Source organism: Pseudomonas sp. PSE14, assembly GCF_029203285.1.
In the GTDB taxonomy this organism is placed as follows: domain Bacteria; phylum Pseudomonadota; class Gammaproteobacteria; order Pseudomonadales; family Pseudomonadaceae; genus Pseudomonas.
The window spans coordinates 3,554,529-3,577,188 of the sequence record NZ_CP115669.1 but is presented as its reverse complement, the minus strand read 5'-3'; the positions used below and the strand labels follow the sequence as shown (position 1 = coordinate 3,577,188).

Here is a 22,660-nt window from a genome sequence, read left to right as displayed (position 1 = left end):
GAGAAGCATGATGTCTTTCGATTTTGACCTGTTCGTCATCGGCGCCGGTTCCGGCGGTGTGCGCGCCGCGCGTTTCGCGGCGGGCTTCGGTGCGCGGGTCGGCGTCGCGGAGAGCCGCTACCTGGGCGGCACCTGCGTGAACGTCGGCTGCGTGCCCAAGAAGCTGCTGGTCTATGGCGCTCATTACCATGAAGACTTCGAGCAGGCCGCCGGTTTCGGCTGGACAACCGAGGGCGCGAAATTCGACTGGCCGACCCTGATCGCCAACAAGAACCGCGAGATCCATCGTCTCAATGGCATTTACCGCAATCTCCTGGTCAACAGCGGTGTAACGCTGCTCGAAGGCCATGCGCAACTGCGCGACGCACATTCCGTCGAGGTCGACGGCCAGCGCTTCACGGCCAAGCACATCCTGCTTGCAACCGGCGGCTGGCCGCAGCTACCGGATATCCCCGGCAAGGAGCACGCCATCACCTCCAACGAGGCGTTCTTCCTCGAGCAACTGCCGCGTCGCGTGCTGGTAGTGGGGGGCGGTTATATCTCGGTGGAGTTCGCTTCGATCTTCCATGGCCTGGGTGCCCAGACCACCTTGCTGTACCGCCGTGAGCTGTTCCTGCGCGGCTTCGACCGCAGCGTGCGCGAACACCTGCGCGACGAGCTGAGCAAGAAGGGCGTCGACCTGCAGTTCAATGCCGATATCGCCCGCATCGACAAGCAGGCCGACGGCACGCTGCTGGCCACCCTCAAGGATGGCCGTGTGCTGGAGGCGGATTGCGTGTTCTACGCCACCGGCCGCCGTCCGATGCTGGACAACCTGGGGCTGGAGAACGTTGCGGTCGAGCTGGATGAGCGTGGCTTCATCAAGGTGGACGAGGCGTATCGCACCAGCGAGCCGTCCATCCACGCCATCGGCGATGTGATCGGCAAGGTGCAGCTGACTCCGGTCGCACTGGCCGAAGGCATGGCGGTGGCGCGGCACCTGTTCCGCCCGGAGGAGTACCGCCCGGTGGACTACAAGCTGATCCCGACGGCCGTGTTCAGCCTGCCCACCATCGGCACCGTCGGGCTGACCGAGGATGAAGCGCGCGCTGCCGGCCACAAGGTCAAGCTCTTCGAGAGCCGCTTCCGTCCGATGAAGCTGACCCTGACCGAGTGCCAGGAACGGACCCTGATGAAGCTGATCGTCGATGCTGAGAGCGACAAGGTGCTGGGCTGCCATATGGTCGGTCCGGATGCCGGGGAAATCCTCCAGGGGATCGCCATTGCGCTGAAGGCCGGGGCGACCAAGCGGATATTCGACGAAACCATCGGCATCCACCCGACTGCCGCGGAAGAGTTCGTTACCCTGCGTACGCCGGTCGGCGCCTGACCCAGATCGTCACGGCGGAAACGAAAAAGCCGGTGCATTGCACCGGCTTTTTTGTGGGTCTGAGACGCCCCTCAGTTGGCGCGCTCCAGCGGCGCATGGGTGGCCTCCTGGCGCTGGGAGTAGCGCTGGGCGAGCACCGCGCAGACCATCAGCTGGATCTGGTGGAACAGCATCAGCGGCAGCAGGATCACGCCCACGCTGCTGCTGGCGAACAGCACCGAGGCCATGGGCACGCCGGTCGCCAGGCTCTTCTTCGAGCCGCAGAAGACGATGGTGATTCGGTCTTCCACGGAGAAACCGAGGTAGCGACCGAGCAGGTTGGTGGCGATGAGCACCAGGGCCAGCAGCACGCAGCAGGCAACCGTCAGGCCGGCCAGGGCGGGCAGCGGGATCTGGTGCCAGAGCCCCTGGATCACCGCGGCGCTGAAGGCGGTGTAGACCACCAGCAGGATCGATCCCTGGTCGACGTAGCGCAGCACCGGCTTGTGGCGGTCGACCCAGGCGCCGATCCAGGGGCGCAGCAGCTGGCCGGCCATGAAGGGCACCAGCAGTTGCAGGGTGATCTTGCCGATGGCGTCGAGGGTCGACATGCCGGTCTCGCCCTGGGTGCCAAGCAGCAACTGCACCAGCAGCGGAGTGACGAAAACGCCCAGCAGGCTGGAGGCGGAAGCGCTGCAGATCGCCGCCGGAATGTTGCCGCGCGCCAGCGAGGTGAAGGCGATCGCCGATTGCACGGTGGCGGGTAGGGCGCACAGGTAGAGCATGCCCAGGTACAGCTCCGGAGTGACCAGCGGCGACAGCACCGGCTTGAGTGCAACACCGAGGATCGGGAAGAGAATGAAGGTGCAGGCGAATATCAGCAGGTGCAGGCGCCAGTGGGTGGCACCGGCGATGATCGCCTGGCGCGACAGCTTGGCGCCGTGGAGGAAGAACAGCAGCGCGATGCCCAGGTTGGTGATCCAGCCGAAGATCACCGCCGCCGTGCCTTCGCAGGGCAGCAGGCTGGCGACTGTCACGGTGGCGATCAGCGCCAGGGTGAAGTTGTCGGGAAGCAGGCGTGGGCGAGCCATGGGCACATCTCTCGTGTTGTTGTGTAAGTGACCGCGCCCGGCGGAAGCGGGCGGTAGCTTGCACTCTAGTCACGACGGAATTTGCCGGCTAACGCCAGAGAGCCAGATTATGTCGCTGAACGGACAGTCCTTGGCTCATCGACATGCAGATCGACCGAGCAGACGCTGACCATCCCGCGCATGCGCTGGGCGATCACTTCGGCGCGGTACCGGGGCAAGGTGTTCACCCGCAAGGCGATGTCCAGCCAGTCCTCCCGCCGCGAGGCCTCGACCTCCATCGGTACATGGCCCTGCAAGGCGAACTGGTTCAGCAGCCGGCAGAGGATATCGGCGTCGATCTCGGCGCGAATCAGGTAGCGAACGTCGGCAGCGGTTTCGGCCGGAACCGGGCGATCCTGTTGATCCAGGGAGAAGTCGGGGAGGGTGAGCGCGAGAAGGGTCATGGCAGCCGGCCGTTCGGGAGGGGAGTTAAGGAGATTGTGCGGGCTGCCGGGAGGATTTATTTGCCTGTTTCCTGCATGGCTGGATGAATTTGTGCATTAATGATTCTCTATGGACTAACTTCGAGAATGATTAATGCCGGTTTCTCTGGATGCCCAAGACAAGAAGATCCTCGCCCTGTTGCAGGAGGAGGCGACGCTCTCCACCGCCGAGATCGCCGAACGCATCGGTCTGTCGCAGTCGCCGTGCTGGCGTCGGATTCAGCGCTTGAAGGACGAGGGCGTGATCCGCAAGCAGGTGACCCTGCTGGATCGCAAGAAGATCGGCCTGAACACCCAGATATTCGCCCAGGTGAAGCTCAATGCCCATGGGCGCAACCACCTGACGGATTTCGCCCAGGCCATCGGTGAGTTCCCCGAGGTGCTCGAGTGCCATGTGCTGATGGGGGCGGTGGACTTCATGCTGCGCATCGTCACGGAGGATGTGGATGCGTATGAGCGCTTCTTCTTCGAGCGGCTGTCCCAGGTACCGGGCGTGCAGGAGATCAACTCCATCGTCGCCCTGTCCGAGATCAAATCCACCACCAGCCTGCCGTTGCCGCGCGGCTGAAGGGCGCCGGTGTGGCCGGCGCCCGGGCGCTCACACGCCGCCGAGGTAATCCATCTTGCCGACTTCCACGCCGTTGTGGCGCAGGATGTCGTAGGCGGTGGTGATATGGAAATAGAAGTTCGGGTTGACGAAGCCGAGCAGGAAGTCGGCGCCCGTGAAGCTGATTTCGCGGGTACGCAGCTTCAGCTCGATGGTGCGGTTCTCCGCGCCTTCGAACTGCTCGGGCTTCAGGGTCTTGAGGAAATCGACGGTCTTGCTGATCCGCGCCTGCAGCTCGGCAAAGGTGGTTTCATCGTCGGCGAAGCTCGGCACCTCGACGCCGGCCAGGCGCGCGCCGGCGCCCTTGGCGGAGTCACTGGCGATCTGTACCTGGCGCGCCAGCGGGAACATGTCCGGGGCGAGGCGGGCGTTGATCAGGACGGATGGGTCGATGGACTTGGCTTCGGCATGGGCTTGGGCCTTGGCGAGGATCGCCGAGAGGTTGCCGAGCATGCGGATGAAGACGGGAACGGAGGCCTGGTAGATCGAGAAGGACATGCTGCGTACTCCAGACAGGGAAAAGGGCGCTCGTCGCGGGGACGGCTGTCGGAGTCTACTGCCGGGCCGGCGTGCTGTCGCCTGGCTTCAACGCCCGGCGACACGGGGTGATGGACAGCGGCTGGAATCTACCTCGCCGACATAGGGATTGCCCCAGCCCATCACGCAGCCGACCATCTGGTTGCGCTGACGCTCCCAGGTTTCCACCGGGTACTGCTTGCTCCAGGCGGTGAACAGCTGGCGGTCCTGCTTGGACAACTTCAGGCCATAGCGGTCGCTCATGTAGAAGTAAGTGCGGGCGATCATCCCGCGGATCTGCGGGCGGGGCATGGCCTTCTTTGCCTTGAAGTCGATGACCATCGGGCAGGCGCCGTACTGCGGGGGCTGCTTCGGCAGCCAGCTATAGCTGAAGTTGCTTCGGTCGCCGTTGACCTCGCCGATGCTCGGTACCAGGTTGAACAGGTCGGCCTCCGCCTTCTGGTAGACGCGGTCGTGCCGCGAACAGTTGCTGCGTCCGCCGCTCTGCCAGCACTGGCGCTGGTGGCCGATCACCCAGGCCGGGACGATGTGCTCCCACTCGATGCGCGAGGCGCGCTTGGCGTTCTTGCGCGGGGTGTAGCCGCAACTCTTGAGGTCCACCGTGTTGCCGCTGTAGCGGCAGCCGCAATAGAACTCCACCGACTGCCGGGCATAGAGCTTGCGGCCGACCTTCTTGGCTTCCTCGAAGGTGCGCGGTGCGGCGGCGGAGGCAACGGCGGGAATGGCGAGAATCAGCAGCAGGGACAGGCAGCGTCGGAACATGAGGTATTCCTTACGAAAGTCGCTGCATCTTACTGATTAAGAAAGAATTGCCAATCGTGGCAATCGAATGGCAAGGCTGCCTGGAGCCTGCTGGAGCAGGTTGGAATAGGGTTTTGCCGTAGCGGGGGTGGCGATCAGTGGATTTTCTTTATATTTAGGATTATGTTTTTTCTATAACTATATGAAATTTAATGATTTATATGGTTTGTCGCTATTCGGGATCTGGCCTGCACAACCCTGGGATGGATTGGTATCCTGAAGCCTTTCCAGATATCCCGGAGCATCCCATGAAGAGTCTCGGAAGCCTGGCGCTCATTGCCTGCTGCGCTCTGGCGACACCGGTGCTGGCGCAGCAGAGGTTCTCCGGTCACGTAGAGCCCCAGCCCCAATACCAGCGGCAATCCTCGTCCCCGTCGCAGTGGCAGCAATCGCCGCCGGTGATCCAGCGCATTTATGTCAGTCCGGGGGCCAGCGGCAGTGTGGACAGCTCGTCGAGGTGGCAACGCAATGACGGATACGGCGGCGTGCAGGTGCCGCGCGGCTATGGTGAGTCGCGTTCGAGCACGGTGATCATCAATCAGTCCGGAGGGGGTATCCGGCAAAGCATCGAATACCCCAATGGCGCGGTGTACCCGGTGACGCGGCCCTGACGTCAGTCGCGCTGGTCGTCGCGGGTCAGGCGGGATTTGCGCAGGCCGCCGTGGCTGTAGAACAGCCCGGTATCGCCGCGCCAGTGGAAGAGTGTGGCAAGGAAGGCGGAGCTGATACGGCCGACGTCCCAGCTGCGCAGTTTGCGGTAGGCCCAGTGCCAGCTGTCGGCATTCGAGGAGTCGCCCATGGAATCGTCCTTGATTCGAAAAGCGGAAGTACAAGGACGTTAGTGCGCAGGACGGGCCTGCGCAAGTCTCCGCTCCCGCGCACAGTTCGGCGGTCAGCTGGCCGCCGCCTCCTCGACGTATTCCTTGAGCCAGCGCAGCACCTCCACGGCGTCCCAGCGGCTGGGGTCGAACATTGCATAGGCCTGTCCCTGGTAGCCGACCACGTCCAGCGGGCGGTGGTAGCCGGCGCGTTGCAGCAGCGCCTCGATCTCGGCGAAGCAGGCGTTGAAGTGCGTGCGGCTGAAGGGGGTCTTGCCTTCGGTGACCAGCCCCTCGAGGAGCAGTTCCTCGACGGCTTCGCGCACTTCGTCGATGGCCATGTGATTCACGGTGTACTTCAGCTGATGGATGCTCACCATCGCTCGCTCCTTGAGAGGGACCGACCCTCGTAATGCGGCGCTCCGTGATGTCGGTTCGTCGCGCCTTTGTCGTCGTTGAGCGAATGTTCTCAAAATACTGTATGCATGAACAGTATTTTGTGATTACTATTGCCTCGCTGTCTGACCGAATCCATGGAAGCCCGCAGGCGCCCGAATGGCGTCCGGGGCCCGTCGACGAATGAGGAGGGTGTAGCGATGCTGGGGAAACTGATGGCGTGCGGGATGCTGGCGGTACTGGCTGGCTGCGCGGAACCGCCGATGGACGTGCCCAGGGCCAATGGCGCCTATCTGATCATCGAGGGGCGCGAGGCCTGGGCGGTGCTGATCGCCGACGGCAAGCGCATCGAAGAGCGCGGCACGGTGCATGACGCCATCCGCCTGCCGAAGGCGCGCTCCAGCATCGCCGCCAGTTATGTGATCGACACTCCCAACTGCGGCCGGCTGCAGTGGCTGACCGAGACGGAAGGTGATTCCGTGGTGCGCTTGACGCCTGGCGATGATGAGCAGGACCTGTCCGCCTGCCGGATCAGCGGCGGCCTCAGCCGGGCCTGGACGGCCCTGGATTATTCGAGCTGACGGCGTCTCGTCGGGCGACGAAATTTGTTGCAAATACTGATGAAGCCTTCACGTTTTTTTCACGAGAGTGAGGGGAGTATGGCTTTCAGCTAAAGGATTAGCTCCCCATGAAAAAGCCCGCATACGAGCGGGCTTTTTTATGCCTGTCATCTGGCCGGGCGCAGTCGCCAGCGATGGCCGCGAACGGTCAATTGCGCGTGACCTGGAAGGCCTCGCCGGTGGCGAAGAAGGCGCCGCCGGCCTGGTAGTGGATGGTGCGCAACTCATCGTTGGGGAAGTGCCAGCGACCGTTGGAGAAGGCGCGCTCGTCCGCGTAGGCGGCCACCACCTCGGCGATGAACAGGTCGTATTTTTCCTGGTTGTTCGGCTCGCTGATCACCTTGCATTCCAGATAGGCCACGCAGCCCTCGACGATCGGCGCTTCGATGTGGCGTGCCCGCGTGGTGCGGATATCCAGTTGCTCGAACTTGTTCATCTCGCCGCCATTGCTGGAGCCGACCGCCAGGGTCAGTTCCGCCTGCTGGCGCGAGGGCAGCTGGATGACGAAGGCTCCGGAGTTTTCCACCAGGTGACGTGACCAGGTGTTGCGGTCGAGCACCAGCAGCAGCTTGGGTGGGTCGAAGTCCAGCGGCATGACCCAGGCGGCGGCCATTACATTGGCAACGCCGTTGTGTTCGCTAGTGACCAGGGTGCTCGGGCCGTGGTTGAGCAGCAGGTAGGCCTTGGCCAGCGGCACGTCTTTCAGGTGACTCATTGAGTGTTCCTCGGGGCTGGGCTCAGAGCAGCAGGCCGTCCACCGGCTTCAGCGGTTCGGGCAGGGGCGTCTCGCCGAGGATTTCCAGCACGGCGATTTCCAGGTTGCGGCTCATGGCGTCCAGCGGCAGGTCGTTGGGTTGGGTGTCGAACGGGTCGGCGATCTGGTCACCCAGGGCGTCCAGCCCGAAGAAGGTGTAGGCCAGCACGCACACCGCCAGTGGGGTGAACCAGCCAATGCTGTCGACCAGGCAGAATGGCAGCAGGAAGCAGTAGACGTGCACGATGCGGTGCAGCATCAGGATGTAGGGGTAGGGAATCGGGGTGTTGCGGATGCGCTCGCAGCCGCCGAGTACGTAGGAGAGCCGGGTCATCTGCTGGTCGATGGCGGCCAGGGTGATGTCGCCGGCACCGGCCTGCCGGGCGCGCTCGGCAAAGCGCTGGCCGAGGCTGGCCAGCAAGGCGTTGGTCGGGGAGGCGGTGGTGTCCAGCGCGGTCGCTTCTTCGGTGCCGAGCAGGCGGCGCACGTCCTCGCTCTGCGGGTTGCCGCGCAGTTGGTCGCGTAGCACATAGGCAAAGGCGATCAGCGGGTTGCACAGGCTGCGGCGGGCTTCCGGGTCTAGGTCCGGCAACAGCGAGCGGGTCTGGCGGGCCAGGTTACGCGTCACGATCAGCAGCTCGCCCCACAGGGTGCGTGCCTCCCAGAAGCGCTGGTAGGCCACGTTGTTGCGAAAGCCCAGGAAGATGGCCAGCGTCAGGCCCCAGAGGGTAAAGGGCGTAGAGGTGATGACCACCTTGTAGTGGTAGAGCGTGCCGTGGGTGGCCACCACCAGCGAACTGAGCAGCACCGTGTAGAGCACCTTGCGCCAGATGGCCGGGATGATCGAGCCCTTCAGCGAGAACAGCAGGACCCAGAGTGTCGGGGTTTGCGGGCGGAGGATCATGCGGCGGCGTCCGGAAGCGGTGGAGCGGGCATGATAGCTGAGACGAGCGGTCAGGAGGGCTCGAGCGTAGGGCGTATAACGCTCCGCGTTATACGCCGTTTGACCTTGGCCTCCGGGCTCTCCAGGGTTGACCTTGGAGCGGACGATGGACGCGGTGAATCGGCGTACAACCGCGAACGGTTGTACGCCCTACGGTAAGGTTCAGCCTTGCTGGTAAAGCTTCACGATCGCCGAGAAGTCCAACTGGCCGTTGCCCTGGTTGCTGAAGGTCTGGAACAGCTGCTGGGCCAGTGCGCCGAGCAGTACCGGTTGGCGCACCTGGCGTGCGGCCTCGCTGGCCAGCCCCAGGTCCTTGAGCATCAGGTCGGTGCCGAAGCCGCCACTGTAGCCGCGCGCCGCCGGGGCGCCGGTGAGCGGGTTGTTCACCTCCGAGCTCCAGCAGCGGCCGCTTGAGGTGTTGATGATGCCGGCCAGCACTTCCGCGTTCATCCCCAGCTTCACGCCCAGGGACATGGCTTCCGCCACGCCGATCATGGAAATACCCAGCAGCAGGTTGTTCGCCACCTTGGCCACCTGGCCGTTGCCGGCGCCGCCGCAGTGCACGATGTTCTTGCCCATGGCCGCCAGCACCGGGCGCGCGCGTTCGAAGTCGGCCGGCTCGCCGCCAACCATGAAGGTCAGGGTGCCCGCTGTGGCACCGGCGGTGCCGCCGGAGACCGGCGCATCCAGCATCGGGTTGCCGTGAGCCTGGGCGGCGGCGGAGACCTCGCGGGCGTTCAGCGGGTCGATGGTCGACGAGTCGATCAGCAGCACGCCGGGCTGCACGTTGGCCAGCAGGCCGTCGTCGCCGAGGAAGACCTGCTTCACGTGGGCAGCGGCGGGCAGCATGGTGATGATCACCTCGACGTCGTCGCGGGCCACTTCGGCGGGCGAGGCAAGCGCGCGGGCGCCGAGGGCGACGGCCGCTTCCACGGCCTTGGCGGAGAGGTCGAAGACGCTCAGGTCGAAGCCGGCCTTGAGCAGGTTGGCGGCCATGGGGCCGCCCATGTTGCCGAGTCCGATGAAGCCGATGCGCATGGGGTTGTCCTCTTGTTCTGATGGTCGGACAGGAAACAGGCCCCGGCCCGCCAGCATCCTGGCTGGCGTCCGGGGCGGTTGGGGCGGGAAGGGCTTACTTGAGGTGGATGGTGGTATTCACCGCGCCACCGACTTCGTTCTCGTCGAACCAGCGTTCGGTGACGGTCTTGGTCTGGGTGTAGAACTGCACCACCTGCTTGCCGTACGGGCCGAGGTCGCCCAGTTTGGAGCCGCGCGAGCCGGTGAAGGAGAACATCGGCACCGGCACCGGGATCGGCACGTTGATGCCGACCTGGCCCACGTCGATCTCTTCCTTGAAGTGCCGTGCGGCGGCGCCGGAGCGGGTGAACAGGGCGGTGCCGTTACCGTTGGGGTTGGCGTTGATCAGCTCGATGGCCTCGTCGAAGGTCTTCGCCGACACCACGCAAAGTACCGGGCCGAAGATTTCTTCGCGGTAGATGGTCATCTGCGGGGTGACGCCGGAGAAGACGGTCGGGCCGACGAAGTTGCCCTTGGCGTAGCCGGCGACCTGCGGGTTGCGGCCGTCCAGCTCCAGCTTGGCGCCTTCCTGGGCGCCGCGTTCGATCAGGCCGCTGACACGGTCCAGCGCTGCGCAGGAAACCAGCGGGCCGACATCGGTATTGGCTTCGGTACCGCCGCTGACCTTGAGGCTCTTGGCCTTGGCCACCAGGTCGGGAATCCATTCGTTGGCCTCGCCGACGAGAATCGCCACCGACAGGGCCATGCAGCGCTGCCCGGCGGCACCGAAGGCGGCGCCGGCGATGGCATTCAGGGTCTGCTCCTTGTTGGCGTCGGGCAGCACGATGGCGTGGTTCTTCGCACCCATCATGCACTGCACGCGCTTGCCGGCCTGCGAGGCGCGGTTGTAGACGTGGGTGCCGACACGGGTCGAGCCGACGAAGGAAACGGCCTTGATGTCCGGATGGTCGCAGATCGCGTTCACCACGTCCGGGCCACCATGGATGACGTTGAGCACGCCCGGCGGCACGCCGGCTTCATGGGCCAGTTCGACCAGGCGCATGGTCACCATCGGGTCCTGCTCGGAGGGCTTGAGGACGAAGGTGTTGCCGGTGGCGATCGCCATCGGGAACATCCACAGCGGGATCATCGCCGGGAAGTTGAAGGGGGTGATGCCGGCGCAGACGCCGATGGGCTGCAGCAGGGTGAAGGTATCCACGCCGCCGGCCACGTTGTTGGCCAGCTCGCCCAGTTGCAGGTTGCCGATGCCGGCAGCGTGCTCGACCACTTCCAGGCCGCGGAATACGTCGCCTTCAGCGTCGGGCAGGGTTTTGCCCTGTTCGGCGGTGAGGATCGCCGCCAGCTCCTTCATGTTCTCGCGAATCAGCTGCTGGTACTTGAGGAAGATGCGCGCGCGGGCGCCGATGGGGGTTTTCTTCCAGGTCTTGAACGCGGCCTTGGCGCTGGCGACGGCGCGGTCGACTTCCTCTTGCGTGGCGAAGGGCACACGGGCGAGGACTTCCTGGGTGGCGGGGTTGATCACATCGCGCCATTCGGAGGTGGTGGACTCGACGGGCTTGCCGTCGAGGAACAGTTTGACGGTAGGGACGGCAGTTGCGGTCATCGGGATTCTCCCAGCCTGAGGCTTTCTTGTTGTCTGAACCGATCCTAACAGTGCATTTTTGATGTTCTCAATGCGGTGATGTGCAAGTATGGTCTGCGTTTTTGCACAATTGCCGCAAAGTGGGGCGATTCATGGATTGGGATAACCTGCGTTTCTTCCTCGAACTCTCCCGCGCCGGCAAGCTCACCGTCGCGGCCCGCCGCCTGGGCGTGGACCACACCACGGTCGCGCGCCGCCTGCAGGCGCTGGAGAAGAGTATCGGTGCGCAACTGCTGGTGCGCGAGCCGGGCGGCTACCGGCTGACCGAGGCCGGCCACGGCCTGCTGCCCCAGGCCGAGGCGATGGAAAGCGCCTGCAAGGTGATCGAGAAGCGCCTGGCGGGGGCCGAGGACAACCTCTCCGGCAAGGTGCGCATCGGCGCCACCGAAGGCTACGGATCGACCCTGCTGACCTCGCAACTGGTGGAGCTGAACCGCCGCCACCCGCACCTGGGAGTGGACCTGCTGGCGGTGCCACGGGCGTTGCAGCTGTCGCGCCACGAGGCGGACATCGTGATCACCCTGGAACGGCCGGGACGCGGCCCCTACCTGATCACCCGGCTGACCGACTATGTGCTACGGCTCTACGCCTCGAAGGACTATCTGGCCGAACGCGGACCGATCCGCAACCGCGATGACCTGCGCGATCACGCGCTGGTGGGCTACGTCGACGACCTGCTGTACAGCAAGGAGCTGCAATACCTCGACGAGATCGGCCGGCCGCTGCACATGGCGCTGCGGTGCACCAGCATCCTCGCCCAGCAGCGGGCGGTGGCGGAAGGCGCCGGGCTGGCGATCCTGCCGGCGTTCGCGGCAGCCGAGGACCCGTCATTGCAGCCGGTGCTGGCGGGGGAAATCGAATTCGTGCGGACCTTCTGGATGCTGATGCCGACCGAACTCAAGGACATCGCGCGGATGCGTACGACCTGGGATTTCCTGCGGGAGAAGGCGGAGGGAAGCCAGGATGCACTGATGGGGCGCAGTGGCTAATGCGGACGTATCGAGCATGCGATGCATGCCTCAAAAGAAAACGGGCGGCCCATTGGCCGCCCGTTTGCGTTACGCCAGGCCGACGTAGAGGTTCTGCACGTCGTCGTTGCCATCCAGGGCATCGAGGAAGGCTTCGACCTCTTCCAGCTCCGTGCCGGACAGGCTGACCGGGTTCTTCGCCTTGTAGCCCAGCTTGGCCGAGGCGACGGTGAAACCGTGCTCCGGCAGGGCGCGGCAGACGGCATCCAGGTCGGTGGAGTCGGTGAGGAACAGGGTGTCGCCGTCTTCCTCGCCCGGTTCGAAGTCCTGGGCGCCGGCTTCGATGGCGGCCAGTTCCGGATCGGCATCGGCGCTGGCCGGGGTGGCCTCGACCATGCCCAGGTAATCGAAGTCCCAGGCTACCGAGCCGGAAGCGCCCAGCTGGCCCTTGCGGAACAGCACGCGGATTTCCGCGACGGTGCGGTTCACGTTGTCGGTCAGGCACTCGACGATCACCGGCACGCGGTGCGGGGCGAAGCCTTCGTAGACCACGCGCTCGAAGCTGGCGCCGCCGTCCAGCAGGCCGGCGCCTTTCTTGATGGCGCGCTCCAGGGTGTCGCGGGGCATCGAGGCTTTCTTGGCCTGCTCGACGACCAGACGCAGTTTCGGGTTCATGTCCGGATCGGCGCCGTTACGCGCGGCGATCATGATTTCCTTGGACAGTTTGCCGAAGATGCGGCCCTTGGCGTTAGCTGCGGCTTCTTTGTGTTTGGCTTTCCACTGGGCGCCCATAGTGATCTCTAGCTGGCGGTGACTGATAGGCGGCAAGTCTAAGGGCTGGCGCGGCCGCTGGCGATATCTGGCGGACCGGCGAGGCTTTTGGTAGGAGCGAGCTTGCTCGCGAACCGTCCAGGGATGGAGTCGCCGGGAGGTCCGTTCGCGAGCAAGCTCGCTCCTACAGGGGTAGATCGCCCTGGGCGGAGAGGAAGTCATACAGCCGCTCATCCAGCGAATGCGCGACGTTGAAGCGCATCCACGGCACGCTGCGCCCGTCGGGCATGAACAGCTGGCCGGGGAACAGCAGGATCTTCGCCTCCTTGGCGCGGCCGGCGAGCAGGGTGGCGTCGTCCACCGCGCGGTGGCGGGCCCAGAGGAACAGCCCGGCGCGGGGCTCGTGGAAGATTTCCAGGCCGGCCGCCTCCAGCCGCCGCGCCACGCTGTCGTGGGCTTCGCTGAGCTGGTCGCGCAACTGCTTCACATGCTTGCGGTGACGCCCCTGCAGGAGGATGTCCAGTGCCAGGGTCTCGGTGAGTTCCGAGCTGGTCAGGCCGCTGACCATCTTCAGCGGCACCAGCTCCTCGATCAGCTCCGGGTGGGCGGCGATGAAGCCGGTGCGCAGCGCCGGGGCGATGACTTTCGACAGGCTGCCGATATAGATCACCCGCGCCAGTTGGTCGAGGTTGGCCAGCAGCATCTGCCCGGCGGGATCGAGGTCGGCGTAGATGTCGTTCTCGACGATGAGGAAATCGTACTTCTCCGCCAGTTGCAGCAGGCGGTGGCTGGCCGCCAGGGACAGACTGCCGCCGGTGGGGCTCTGCAACCGCGCCTGGGTGAAATAGACCTTCGGCCGGTGCTCGCGGGCCAGCTGTTCCAGGCGGTCCAGGTCCAGGCCGTCGGCGCTGCGCGGCACGCCCAGGAGCTGCGCGCCCTGCAGGCGCAGGTTGAGGAACAGGTTGTGGTAACCGGGCTCGTCCACCAGCACCGGGTCGCCGCGCTGCACCAGGTAGCGCACCGTCAGGTCCAGCGCCTGGCTGGCGCCGGCGGTCAGCAGAATCTGCTCGGGACTGGCGGCAACGCCGGCATCGGCAAGGCGGTCGGCCAGCTTGCCGCGCAGCTTCGGGTTGCCCTTGCTGTGGCCGTAGTTGCCGAACTGGGTCGGCTCCTCCCGCGCCAGGCTGCGCAGCCCGCGCAGCAGGCCTTCACCGTCGAGCCAGTGCTCGGGCAGCAGGCCGACGCCGGGGCGGATCTCCATGCCCAGCGGCTGGAAGACCTTGTGCAGCAGCAGGTGGGCGTCGAAGTCGAATTCCGGCGGTGCCTCGCTGCCGACGCTGTCTTCGACCACCGGGCCGCGCACGTAGAAACCGGCGTTGGGCACGGCGTTCAGGCAGCCGCGCGCCACCAGCCGGTCATAGGCCTCGACCACGGTGAAGTGGCTGACGCCATTGGCCTGGGCGAACTTGCGGATCGAGGGCAGCTTGGCGCCGGGGCGCAGGCGCTGCTCGTCGATGGCCTGGGCGATGCCGTCGACGATCTGGGTGACCAGGGGAATGTCCGAGGTGGGGTCGAGCAACAGCATCCGAAGGTCCGTTCAGGTAAGGGGAAATCTGTACAGGTCCGCCGACCATAACAGCACTGCAGAGGGGGCCTTGTTCCTGTGCATGGTGCGCCGCGGCGCCGGCCAGCACTATCGGCCCGGTGATGCGGCAGCGCGCCGCACCGGCCTGATAACAAGGAACCGCCATGCGTGACACAGCTTACAACATCGATCCGTCCAGTATTTCCGCCGAAGAGTGGCAGGCGCGTTGCGACCTCGCCGCACTGTATCGGCTGATCGCCCACTTCCGCTGGACCGACCACATCGACACCCACATCTCCGCGCGGGTGCCGGGCGAGCCGGGGCATTACCTGATCAACCGCTACGGCGTGCTGTTCCACGAAATGCGCGCCTCGGACCTGGTGAAGGTCGACCACGCCGGCGACGTCATCGACCCGCGCTTCGGCCCGAAGAGCGTCAACCGCGCCGGCTTCAACATCCACTCGGCCGTGCATGCCGCCCGCGAGGACGTGGCCTGCGTGATCCATACCCACACCGCCGCCGGCATTGCCGTGTCCGCCCAGGAAGAAGGCCTGCTGCCGATCAGCCAGCACGCGCTGAAGTTCTACAACCGCCTGGGCTACCACGACTACGAGGGTATCGCCCTGGACCCGGACGAGCGCTCCCGTCTGGTGCGCGACCTGGGCAGCCACATGGTGATGATCCTGCGCAATCACGGCCTGCTGGCCACCGGACGTTGCATCGCCGAAGCCTTCAACCAGATCTACTTCCTCGAACGCGCTTGCCAGGCGCAGATCCAGGCCATGGCCGGCGGCCGCCAGCTGCGCTACCCGCCGGAGGCCGTGTGCGAACGCGTCGCCGTGCAGGAAGAGGAGGCCCTGGCCGACGGCCTGCACCTGCTCGCCTGGGAATCGGCGCTGCGCCTGATCGCAGACGGCGAGGCCGACTACCGCAGCTGATCGCAACTGACCCGCTATCACCGTGCTCCGGCCCGCAGAGGCCGGGCGCCTGCGTGCTTTAACCATCTGCCAACAACAAAGCCAAGAGGTGGAAATGAAGAACCCGATTCTGGGAGCCCTGCTCATGGGTGTGGCGTCCGGCGCCATGGCCGCAGACCTGACCGTGATCTCCTTCGGCGGCACCAGCAAGGACGTGCAGACCGAAGCCTTCTACAAGCCCTTCGAGAAGAAGGAAGGGATGAAAGTCATCGCCGGCGAGTACAACGGCGAGATGGGCAAGATCAAGGCCATGGTCGACACCGGCAGCGTCAACTGGGACGTGGTGCAGGTCGAGGGTCCCGAGCTGCTGCGCGGCTGCGACGAAGGCCTGTTCGAACCCCTCGACCCGGCGCTGTTGGGCAAGACCGAGGACTACGTGCCCGGCACCGTCTCCGACTGCGGCGCCGGCCTGCTGGTGTGGTCGATGGCCATGGCGTACGACGCCAAGCGCCTGCCCAACGGCCCGACCGGCTGGGCGGATTTCTGGGACACCCGGAAGTTCCCCGGCAAGCGCTCGCTGCGCAAGGGCGCCAAGTACACCCTGGAGATTGCCCTGCTGGCCGATGGGGTGAAGAAGGAAGACCTGTACCAGGTGCTGGCGACGAAAGAGGGCGTGGACCGCGCGTTCAGGAAGCTCGATCAGATCAAGCCGTCGATCCAGTGGTGGGAATCCGGCGCGCAGCCGATGCAGTTCCTTGCCAGCGGTGACGTGGTGATGAGCACCGCCTACAACGGCCGCGTGTTCGCCGCCCAGGAGGAGGGCGCGCCAATGAAAGTGGTGTGGAACGGCAGCCTGTACGCCATCGACTCCTGGGCGATTCCCAAGGGCAGCCCGAACAAGAAGGCCGCCGAGGACTTCATCGCCTTCTCGCTCCAGCCCGAGCAGCAGAAGATCCACACCGTGAAGCTGGGCTACGGCTCGGTCAACCTGGGCACCACCGCGTTACTCGATCCGAAACTGGTCGAGCGCCTGAACACGGCGCCGGCGAACCTGGAGCAGGCGGTGCCGGTGAACTTCGCGTTCTGGGTGGATCATGGGGAAGATCTGGAACAGCGCTTCAATGCCTGGGCGGCGAAGGCGCCTTGAGGCACACGGAGCTCTATCGGTAGGGCGTACAACCGTTCGCGGTTGTACGCCGTTACACCGTGATTGCTGGCTGGCGCTATGGCCGGGCTCGAAGCGCTTTGTAGCAGGTTTCCAGGTTGGAAATGGAACGCTCGGGAGCCATGGTCAAGCGGCGTATAACGTCGAACGTTATGCGCCCTACGCTCGGTCGTCGATCAGCCGGTAGGTGCAGTTTGAGGCGGGTTCGCGAGCAAGCTCGCTCCTGCAGGTAAACGCCGGCGCCCATCCTGTAGGAGCGAGCTTGCTCGCGAACCGCATTGCACAAAAATCGCCGCTACACCCGCCGCCACACACTCGCCAACCACGGCTGCTGCTCCCGCGGCAGCCCCGCCGGCCGGTAGTAGTGCTCCAGCTCCACGAAGCCTGCCGCCTCCAGCAGCTGCTTCCAGCTCTCCCAATCGTGATAGGAACCGTAGCGCGGGCCGTTCCAGCCCTCGGCGTTTTCGCCGCGTGGATTGGAGGCGAACAGCACGCCGCCCGGTTTCAGCGCGGCGCGCAACTGGCCGAGCACGCGCGACAGTTCCTGGCGCGGCACATGGAACAGGCTGGCGTTGGCGTAGATGCCGTCGAAGCGTTCGGCGGGCAGGTCGAGGGCGAGGAAGTCCTGCTGCCACACCTCGCAATCGCTGGCCTCTCGGGCCATGGCGACGAAGTTCGGGCAGCCGTCCAGCCCGACCGGCTGGTGCCCCATGGAGCGGAACACGCACAGGTCGCGGCCGGGGCCGCAGCCGAAGTCGAGCAGGGCGAAAGGCGGTTCGGCCTGGATATGGCGCAGCAGGGCGGCGATGTTCTGGCTGACATCGTGCTCCCAGGTGCCTTCGCGGAAGGCGTCGGCGGTGGCCTGGTAGTGCTCCAGGGTCAGCCGGGAAATATCGCGCAGGGTCTGGTCGTCGAGGCTCATGGCGGGCATCGGGTGATTCATCGGAGCTGTCATCTTAACGCGACTTTGAAAGTCAGCCGCGGCAAACGGCGACCCCTGTGCAGGCCTAGACTGGCGGCGTGACAGACCGGAGCACCGCTATGCCCACCCTCGCACGACAGATCGCCGAACTGGACTGGCCGGCCCTCGCCGCGCGGCTAGATGCCAGCGGCCAGGCGCTGATTCCCGGCCTGCTCGGCGCAGCCCAGTGCGAGGCATTGCGTGCGCTCTACGCGCAGGACAAGCCGTTCCGCAGCCGCGTAGTGATGGCCCGGCACAATTTCGGCCTGGGCGAGTACCGCTACTTCGCCTATCCCTTGCCCGCATTGGTTCAGGCGCTTCGCGAGGCCTTCTACCCGCCGTTGCGCAGCATCGCCAATACCTGGCACGAACGCATGGACACCGGGATCAGCTATCCGGGAGCGCACGCCGACTTCCTCGCCCAATGCCACGCGGCAGGCCAATTGCGCCCGACGCCCTTGCTGCTGCGCTACCGCGCCGGCGACTACAACTGCCTGCACCAGGACCTCTATGGCGAACTGGCCTTCCCGCTGCAGGTGGCGATCCTGCTGTCCCGGCCCGGAGAGGAGTTCGAGGGCGGCGAGTTCGTCCTCACCGAACAGCGGCCGCGCATGCAGTCGCGGGTGGAAGTGGTGCCGCTCAGGCAGGGCGATGCCGTGGTGTTTGCCGTGGCACAGCGGCCGGTGCGGGGTGTGCGCGGCTATCACCGGGTGAACCTGCGCCATGGCGTCAGCCGCCTGCACAGCGGAGAGCGCTATACCCTCGGGGTGATCTTCCATGACGCGCTCTGAGCGTTACCATCGGTGCTTTCCATGGAATCAGGAATGCGGCATGCAGTACGACGTGATCCGGCCCCACCGCAGCGAATATCCCGAGCCGATCACCTTCAGCAAGGGGACGGCACTGACGGTGGGTGAGCGCTATGAAGGTGAGGAAGACTGGCAGGACTGGTACTTCTGTTCGACGGCCGGGCAGAAGGATGGCTGGGTGCCGGCGCAGGTCTTCCAGTTGACGGCTCCGGGCGCCGGAATCGCAACGGAGGACTACACCGCCCGCGAACTCGATGTCGAGGTCGGCGAGCGGCTGGAAGGCGGCCGCGAACTGGGCGGCTGGCGCTGGTGCAGCCGGGCCAGCGGCGAGTCTGGCTGGGTGCCGCTGGCGTGCCTGTGCGAAGTCGGTTTCAGCTGACCCGGCCGAGCTTGATGGTCAGTGGCCAGCTCACGGCGCGCTCCGGTGCGTCGCCCCAGGCCTGGGCGAACTGCTCGCGCAGCGGCTCCACCGGGTCCAGCCCGGTTGCGGCGCGGTAGCTGGCGACGGCGGACCAGCTTTCGAAGTAGCCCAGCAGGCGCGCCAGGTCCCAGGTCGCTTCCAGGGCGAAGGCCGGCGTCGGCACCCTCTCGAAGGGGAAGGCAATGGTTTCGTAGCCGGTTTCCACGTGCTTGCGCTCGGGCGCCCAGTAGGAGCCGACGACGTCGTGGTAGAGGTGGCTCACCAGGGCGTCCAGTTCCGGGGTGATGTTCAGCATGTTGTAGGAGATCACTGCCAGCAGTGCATCGGGCTGGGAGACGCGGTGCACCTCCTCGTAGAAGCGCGGCACGTCGAACCAGTGCAGGGCCTGGGCGACCAGGGTGAGGTCGACGCTGGCGGGTTCCAGCGAGGTGCTTTCCGCCGGTTCGCAGCGGTAGTCGACGTTGGGCAGGCGCGGCGCCTTGTCCAGCTGCGCGGCGTTGATGTCGGTGGCGATGACTTCGCCGAAGTGCTTCGCCAGGTCTTCGGTGGCCTGGCCCGAACCGCAGCCGCAGTCCCAGGCGCGCGCCGTGCCGGGCGCGGCCTGGGCCAGCCAGGCGAAGAAGGCCGGGTCGTAGGTCGGGCGGTTGGCGCGGTAGGCGTCGGACTGGGCGGTGAACAGCGAGCGCGTGTCGGTGCAGGTCGGCATGGCGGGCCTCGGCGCGGTGGGCGGGGCTCCATCTTGCTCCGCCCTGCGCGCCGAGGCCAGTGCGACTCATACCTTGTAGCGGCGCCCGGCGTACTGCTTCAGCCAGGCCATCAGGCCACGCTGCGGCGCTATCACCGGTTGTTCCACCAGCAGGGCGGCGCTGGCCTTCTGGCGGAAGTCGAGCAGCCGGGTCATGGCTTCGGCGATTTCCTGGCGCGCTTCCAGGCAAGGCCCCAGCACGGCCTTGTCAAGGCGATAGACCGCGCCATCGCTCAAGGCGGTGAACTGCGCCTGCCAGGCGGAGCCGGTGAGCACGCCGGCTTCGCCGATCACCTCGCCCGGCCCCATGCGGCCGGCTTCGAGGGTTTGCCCGTCGTGGGGCAGGGTCACGCTGACCACTCCGGTGTCGATGATCAGCAACTGGTCGCTGACATCGCCGGCCGCCAGCAGCACGTCGCCGGCCTTGAACGGCCGGCGCTGCATGGTGGCCGCCAGTTCGTCCCGTTCGGTATCGGCCAGGGCATCGAACAGGCCGGAGCGCACCAGCAGCGCGCGGGCGCGGGAGGCGTGCTCGCGGGCCGGGATATCGACATCGCTGAGCAGCTCGATGCCGGCGGCCTGCAAGTGGCGGAAGGCCAGGTCGTAAAGCTGGTTGCGCGCCTCGCGCTTCTCGCCCATGGCGGCGACGAAGCCGCTGAGTTCGTATTCCACGCCCTCGGGCGATGACTTGCGTACGCTCACCGTCGGCGCCGGGCTGGCCAGCAACGTGCGGCAGCCGCCCAGGGCGCGTTCCAGCGCCTCGATGGCCTTGCGCGGGCGGACCCGCGGGCTGAGCGTCAGGCTCAGGCTCAAGCCGTAGAGGTTCGCCGGCCGGCTGAGGTTGAGCAGCTTGGCCTTGGCCGCCAGGGAGTTGGGCACAACCGCCAGGGTACCCTGGGCGGTCTGCAGGTAGGTGGAGCGCCAGTCGATCTCGGTAACCCGGCCCTCGATGCCGTCGATGGAGATCCAGTCGTCCAGCTGGTACGGCTTGGTGGTGTTGAGCACGATGCCGGAGAACACGTCGCTCAGCGTGCTCTGCAACGCAAGGCCGAGGACGATGGCGACCACCCCGGAAGTGGCCAGGAGGCCCTTCACCGGCAGCTCCAGCACGTAGCCGGCGGCGGCGATGCTGGCGATCAGGAAGATCAGCGCGCCGACCACATCCTGCAGCAGCCGCCCGGCGTGGCCGACGCGTTGCACCAGGAGGAAGCCGAGCACCACGGTCAGGCAGCGCGCGGCGAACAGCCACCAGATGATCTGCACGCCGGTGGCGACCAGGTGGCTGGGCAGGTCGTCGGGCCAGGGCGCGGCGCGCAGCGGGTTCATCCCGGCGTTGAACAGCAGCAGGCTGAACAGCAGGAAGCAGAGCACGCGGGCGGTCAGACGCCAATGCGGATGGGCCATGCCGAGCAGGCGCCAGAGCAGCAGGTCGATCAGCAGCAGCGCCGGGGCGGCGAACAGGGGGTGTTGGCTGAGCAGGGCGGGCATCGCGCCTCTCCGTGGGACGATGCGCAAAAGATGGCACAGAAAAACGCTTCTGGCAGCCGTCTCAACCGGCGTTCGGCCGATGCCTCAGCTCCGCCCAGTCAGGCACTTCGATTTCGCCGGCGATCCATGGCGAGCGACTGCCGTTGTCGAACAGCACCAGGGTCTCGCCGTACTCGGGCGTTTCGCCTTCGGGCTTGTCGAGGTTGTGCATCAGGCGGTCGAAGCACTCGCTGTGGGTCACCATCACCAGGTTGCGGTGGGCGGCCTTGTGCTGGCGGATCTGGCCCAGCAGGTCGTCGTTCTTGCAGGTGAAGAGCCAGTCCTGGCGGGCGACGGTGTGGTCGAACATCAGGTCCGCCGTCTGTGCGGTGCGGGTCAGCGGGCTGCTGTAGATATCGGTGGCCGCCAGGCCGTAGTGGGCGATGGCCCGGCCCAGCCCCTTGGCCATTTCCGCGGCGCGGACGGTGATGCCATCGGCCGCGCCCAGGCAGGGGGCGCTGGTCCGGTCGCAGCGTTCCAGGTGGCGGACCAGCAGGATCACCCGGCCTTGCATCCAGCGTTGCTGAAAGGCGCTGCCGCTGGGGTTGTCCAATGATTCGGGGAGGACCGAGCGCCAGGCGCACAGCGCCAGGGTGATGCCGGTCAGCAACAGGAGGGCCAGGTAGGGGTTTCTGGCGATGGATCGTACGGCGTGTGTGGGGTTCACAGCGATCCCGGGTCAGAGTGCGAATGGACCCATGTTGACCGGCGGGAATGACAAACGTGCTACGGAGTCGATGATTCCACAATTTTCTAGGGCTCGGCTTCCACTACGCTGACCGTGGCCGTGGTCCCGGCGCGCAGGCGGTCGCGCCCGGCGTAGGCGGGGTCGATGGCGATGCGCACCGGGATGCGCTGGGCGAGCTTGACCCAGGTGTAGGTCGGGTTGATGTTGGCCAGCAGGCGGCTGCCGGGCAGGTTCTCGCGGTCGGTGATGGCGAAGGCGATGCTTTGCACGGTGCCGTCGAAGCGCTCGCCGCTCATCAGTTCGATGCGGACCCGGTCGCCTTCGTGAATGCGCGGCAGCTTGGTTTCCTCGAAGTAGCCGCTGACGTGGAAGGAGTCGCTGTCCACCACCGCGACCAGCGCGCTGCCAGCGGTGGCGTAGTCGCCGGCGCGGGTCAGCAGGTTGGTCACGTAGCCGTTCACCGGCGCCAGCACGCGGGTGCGCTCCAGGTCCAGGCGTGCCTGGCGCAGCGCCGCCTCCGCCAGGCTGACGTTGGCCTGGGCCAGGCCCAGGTTGGCCTGTTCGCGCAGCAGCTGCGCCTCGGCCACGGACACATCGGTGCTGGCCTTTTCCCATTCCTCGTTGGAGATCGCCGAGCGTGCCTTCAGCTCCCGCCGGCGGACTTCCTCGCTCCTGCGCTGACGCAGCAGCGCCTGGTTGGCGACGATGGACGCCTGCGACTGGCCCAGCGCCGCCCGCGCCACTTCCACCGCGCGCTCGGCGTGCTGCACCGCCAGCTCGTAGCGGGCGGGGTCGATCTGCAGCAGCAGGTCGCCCTTGTTCACGTGCTGGTTGTCCTGCACGCGCAGATCGACGATGCGCCCGGTGACATCCGCCGACAGCGACACCACGTCGGCCCGCACGCGGGCGTCGCGGGTCCAGGGCGCGCGGGTGTAGTAGACCCAGGCATAGCTGCCCAGCACCAGGGCGAGCGCCACCACGGCGAGGGTGATCAGCGGCGGGATCGCCTTGCGGATGTCGAGCATG

The 22,660-nt window shown here is 66.0% G+C and carries 26 protein-coding genes; 9 read left to right on the top strand and 17 right to left on the bottom strand.

Annotation, left to right across the window (positions count from 1 at the left end):
* Positions 1-10: 10 nt before the first annotated feature.
* Positions 11-1,369, top strand: a complete 1,359-nt coding sequence (gene gorA / locus O6P39_RS16220; protein ID WP_275607530.1) for a glutathione-disulfide reductase — start codon at positions 11-13, stop codon at positions 1,367-1,369.
* Between the two features lie 71 nt (positions 1,370-1,440).
* Here the strand turns inward: gorA and O6P39_RS16215 are convergent, their stop codons facing one another.
* Positions 1,441-2,439 carry a bile acid:sodium symporter family protein gene (locus O6P39_RS16215; protein WP_275607529.1) on the bottom strand — a complete coding sequence of 333 codons (999 nt, stop codon included), beginning with the start codon at positions 2,437-2,439 and terminating at the stop codon, positions 1,441-1,443.
* A gap of 107 nt (positions 2,440-2,546) precedes the next feature.
* Positions 2,547-2,882: a hypothetical protein gene (locus O6P39_RS16210; protein WP_275607528.1), complete on the bottom strand. Its 336-nt coding sequence runs from the start codon at positions 2,880-2,882 to the stop codon at positions 2,547-2,549.
* A gap of 133 nt (positions 2,883-3,015) precedes the next feature.
* Here O6P39_RS16210 and O6P39_RS16205 point away from each other — a divergent pair, with 133 nt between their 5' ends.
* Positions 3,016-3,489 carry an Lrp/AsnC family transcriptional regulator gene (locus O6P39_RS16205; protein ID WP_207883204.1) on the top strand — a complete coding sequence of 158 codons (474 nt, stop codon included), beginning with the start codon at positions 3,016-3,018 and terminating at the stop codon, positions 3,487-3,489.
* Between the two features lie 30 nt (positions 3,490-3,519).
* On the opposite strand, the gene O6P39_RS16200 is transcribed toward O6P39_RS16205, so the two are convergent.
* Together O6P39_RS16200 and O6P39_RS16195 are read right to left on the bottom strand one after the other, a co-directional pair.
* Positions 3,520-4,026 carry a DUF1993 domain-containing protein gene (locus O6P39_RS16200; protein ID WP_275607527.1) on the bottom strand — a complete coding sequence of 169 codons (507 nt, stop codon included), beginning with the start codon at positions 4,024-4,026 and terminating at the stop codon, positions 3,520-3,522.
* 87 nt (positions 4,027-4,113) lie between these two features.
* Entirely contained in the window at positions 4,114-4,827 is a 714-nt protein-coding gene (locus O6P39_RS16195; RefSeq protein WP_275607526.1) for an endonuclease I family protein, read from the bottom strand.
* Between the two features lie 287 nt (positions 4,828-5,114).
* Here O6P39_RS16195 and O6P39_RS16190 point away from each other — a divergent pair, with 287 nt between their 5' ends.
* A complete protein-coding gene (locus O6P39_RS16190; RefSeq protein ID WP_275607525.1) occupies positions 5,115-5,477 on the top strand; it encodes a hypothetical protein in 363 nt (120 codons plus the stop codon).
* Between the two features lie 2 nt (positions 5,478-5,479).
* Here O6P39_RS16190 and O6P39_RS16185 read toward each other — a convergent pair whose 3' ends face one another.
* Complete coding sequence (locus O6P39_RS16185; protein WP_275607524.1) at positions 5,480-5,665, bottom strand: hypothetical protein; 186 nt, start codon at positions 5,663-5,665, stop codon at positions 5,480-5,482.
* A 93-nt stretch (positions 5,666-5,758) separates the two neighbouring features.
* On the bottom strand, positions 5,759-6,064 hold the full coding sequence (locus O6P39_RS16180) for a transcriptional regulator (protein ID WP_275607523.1): 306 nt from the start codon (positions 6,062-6,064) through the stop codon (positions 5,759-5,761).
* 216 nt (positions 6,065-6,280) lie between these two features.
* Between O6P39_RS16180 and O6P39_RS16175 the strand changes: the two genes are divergently transcribed.
* Positions 6,281-6,661 carry a hypothetical protein gene (locus O6P39_RS16175; protein ID WP_275607522.1) on the top strand — a complete coding sequence of 127 codons (381 nt, stop codon included), beginning with the start codon at positions 6,281-6,283 and terminating at the stop codon, positions 6,659-6,661.
* A gap of 187 nt (positions 6,662-6,848) precedes the next feature.
* On the opposite strand, the gene O6P39_RS16170 is transcribed toward O6P39_RS16175, so the two are convergent.
* The 4 genes from O6P39_RS16170 to O6P39_RS16155 form a co-directional block, all read right to left on the bottom strand.
* Positions 6,849-7,415, bottom strand: a complete 567-nt coding sequence (locus tag O6P39_RS16170) for a flavin reductase family protein (protein WP_275607521.1) — start codon at positions 7,413-7,415, stop codon at positions 6,849-6,851.
* 22 nt (positions 7,416-7,437) lie between these two features.
* The gene (locus O6P39_RS16165; RefSeq protein WP_275607520.1) at positions 7,438-8,358 is read right to left on the bottom strand and encodes a bestrophin family ion channel; all 921 of its coding nucleotides are present in this window, start codon (positions 8,356-8,358) and stop codon (positions 7,438-7,440) included.
* 201 nt (positions 8,359-8,559) lie between these two features.
* Complete coding sequence (gene mmsB, locus O6P39_RS16160) at positions 8,560-9,435, bottom strand: 3-hydroxyisobutyrate dehydrogenase (protein ID WP_275607519.1); 876 nt, start codon at positions 9,433-9,435, stop codon at positions 8,560-8,562.
* A gap of 94 nt (positions 9,436-9,529) precedes the next feature.
* Entirely contained in the window at positions 9,530-11,038 is a 1,509-nt protein-coding gene (locus O6P39_RS16155; RefSeq protein ID WP_275607518.1) for a CoA-acylating methylmalonate-semialdehyde dehydrogenase, read from the bottom strand.
* Between the two features lie 131 nt (positions 11,039-11,169).
* Between O6P39_RS16155 and O6P39_RS16150 the strand changes: the two genes are divergently transcribed.
* Positions 11,170-12,066 (top strand): LysR family transcriptional regulator, encoded by an 897-nt coding sequence (locus O6P39_RS16150; RefSeq protein ID WP_275607517.1) that lies wholly within the window; start codon positions 11,170-11,172, stop codon positions 12,064-12,066.
* A 69-nt stretch (positions 12,067-12,135) separates the two neighbouring features.
* On the opposite strand, the gene O6P39_RS16145 is transcribed toward O6P39_RS16150, so the two are convergent.
* Positions 12,136-12,837: a YebC/PmpR family DNA-binding transcriptional regulator gene (locus O6P39_RS16145; protein ID WP_275607516.1), complete on the bottom strand. Its 702-nt coding sequence runs from the start codon at positions 12,835-12,837 to the stop codon at positions 12,136-12,138.
* 163 nt (positions 12,838-13,000) lie between these two features.
* Positions 13,001-14,401: a PLP-dependent aminotransferase family protein gene (locus O6P39_RS16140; RefSeq protein WP_275607515.1), complete on the bottom strand. Its 1,401-nt coding sequence runs from the start codon at positions 14,399-14,401 to the stop codon at positions 13,001-13,003.
* A gap of 164 nt (positions 14,402-14,565) precedes the next feature.
* On the opposite strand from O6P39_RS16140, the gene O6P39_RS16135 reads away from it, so the two are divergent.
* Both O6P39_RS16135 and O6P39_RS16130 read left to right on the top strand, forming a co-directional pair.
* Complete coding sequence (locus O6P39_RS16135) at positions 14,566-15,339, top strand: class II aldolase/adducin family protein (RefSeq protein WP_275607514.1); 774 nt, start codon at positions 14,566-14,568, stop codon at positions 15,337-15,339.
* Between the two features lie 94 nt (positions 15,340-15,433).
* The gene (locus tag O6P39_RS16130) at positions 15,434-16,465 is read left to right on the top strand and encodes an ABC transporter substrate-binding protein (RefSeq protein ID WP_275607513.1); all 1,032 of its coding nucleotides are present in this window, start codon (positions 15,434-15,436) and stop codon (positions 16,463-16,465) included.
* A 313-nt stretch (positions 16,466-16,778) separates the two neighbouring features.
* Here the strand turns inward: O6P39_RS16130 and O6P39_RS16125 are convergent, their stop codons facing one another.
* Positions 16,779-17,405: a class I SAM-dependent methyltransferase gene (locus O6P39_RS16125; protein ID WP_275607512.1), complete on the bottom strand. Its 627-nt coding sequence runs from the start codon at positions 17,403-17,405 to the stop codon at positions 16,779-16,781.
* Between the two features lie 119 nt (positions 17,406-17,524).
* On the opposite strand from O6P39_RS16125, the gene O6P39_RS16120 reads away from it, so the two are divergent.
* Positions 17,525-18,235, top strand: a complete 711-nt coding sequence (locus O6P39_RS16120) for a 2OG-Fe(II) oxygenase (protein ID WP_275607511.1) — start codon at positions 17,525-17,527, stop codon at positions 18,233-18,235.
* 40 nt (positions 18,236-18,275) lie between these two features.
* Complete coding sequence (locus tag O6P39_RS16115) at positions 18,276-18,632, top strand: SH3 domain-containing protein (protein ID WP_275607510.1); 357 nt, start codon at positions 18,276-18,278, stop codon at positions 18,630-18,632.
* On the opposite strand, the gene O6P39_RS16110 is transcribed toward O6P39_RS16115, so the two are convergent.
* The 4 genes from O6P39_RS16110 to O6P39_RS16095 all read right to left on the bottom strand — a co-directional run bounded on the left by O6P39_RS16110 (position 18,625) and on the right by O6P39_RS16095 (position 22,650).
* Positions 18,625-19,380, bottom strand: a complete 756-nt coding sequence (locus tag O6P39_RS16110; RefSeq protein WP_275607509.1) for a class I SAM-dependent methyltransferase — start codon at positions 19,378-19,380, stop codon at positions 18,625-18,627. The genes O6P39_RS16115 and O6P39_RS16110 overlap by 8 nt on opposite strands.
* Before the next feature lie 66 nt (positions 19,381-19,446).
* Positions 19,447-20,907: a mechanosensitive ion channel family protein gene (locus tag O6P39_RS16105; RefSeq protein ID WP_275607508.1), complete on the bottom strand. Its 1,461-nt coding sequence runs from the start codon at positions 20,905-20,907 to the stop codon at positions 19,447-19,449.
* 61 nt (positions 20,908-20,968) lie between these two features.
* Positions 20,969-21,613, bottom strand: a complete 645-nt coding sequence (locus tag O6P39_RS16100; protein ID WP_275607507.1) for a histidine phosphatase family protein — start codon at positions 21,611-21,613, stop codon at positions 20,969-20,971.
* 86 nt (positions 21,614-21,699) lie between these two features.
* On the bottom strand, positions 21,700-22,650 hold the full coding sequence (locus O6P39_RS16095) for an HlyD family secretion protein (RefSeq protein WP_275611962.1): 951 nt from the start codon (positions 22,648-22,650) through the stop codon (positions 21,700-21,702).
* Positions 22,651-22,660 lie beyond the last annotated feature (10 nt).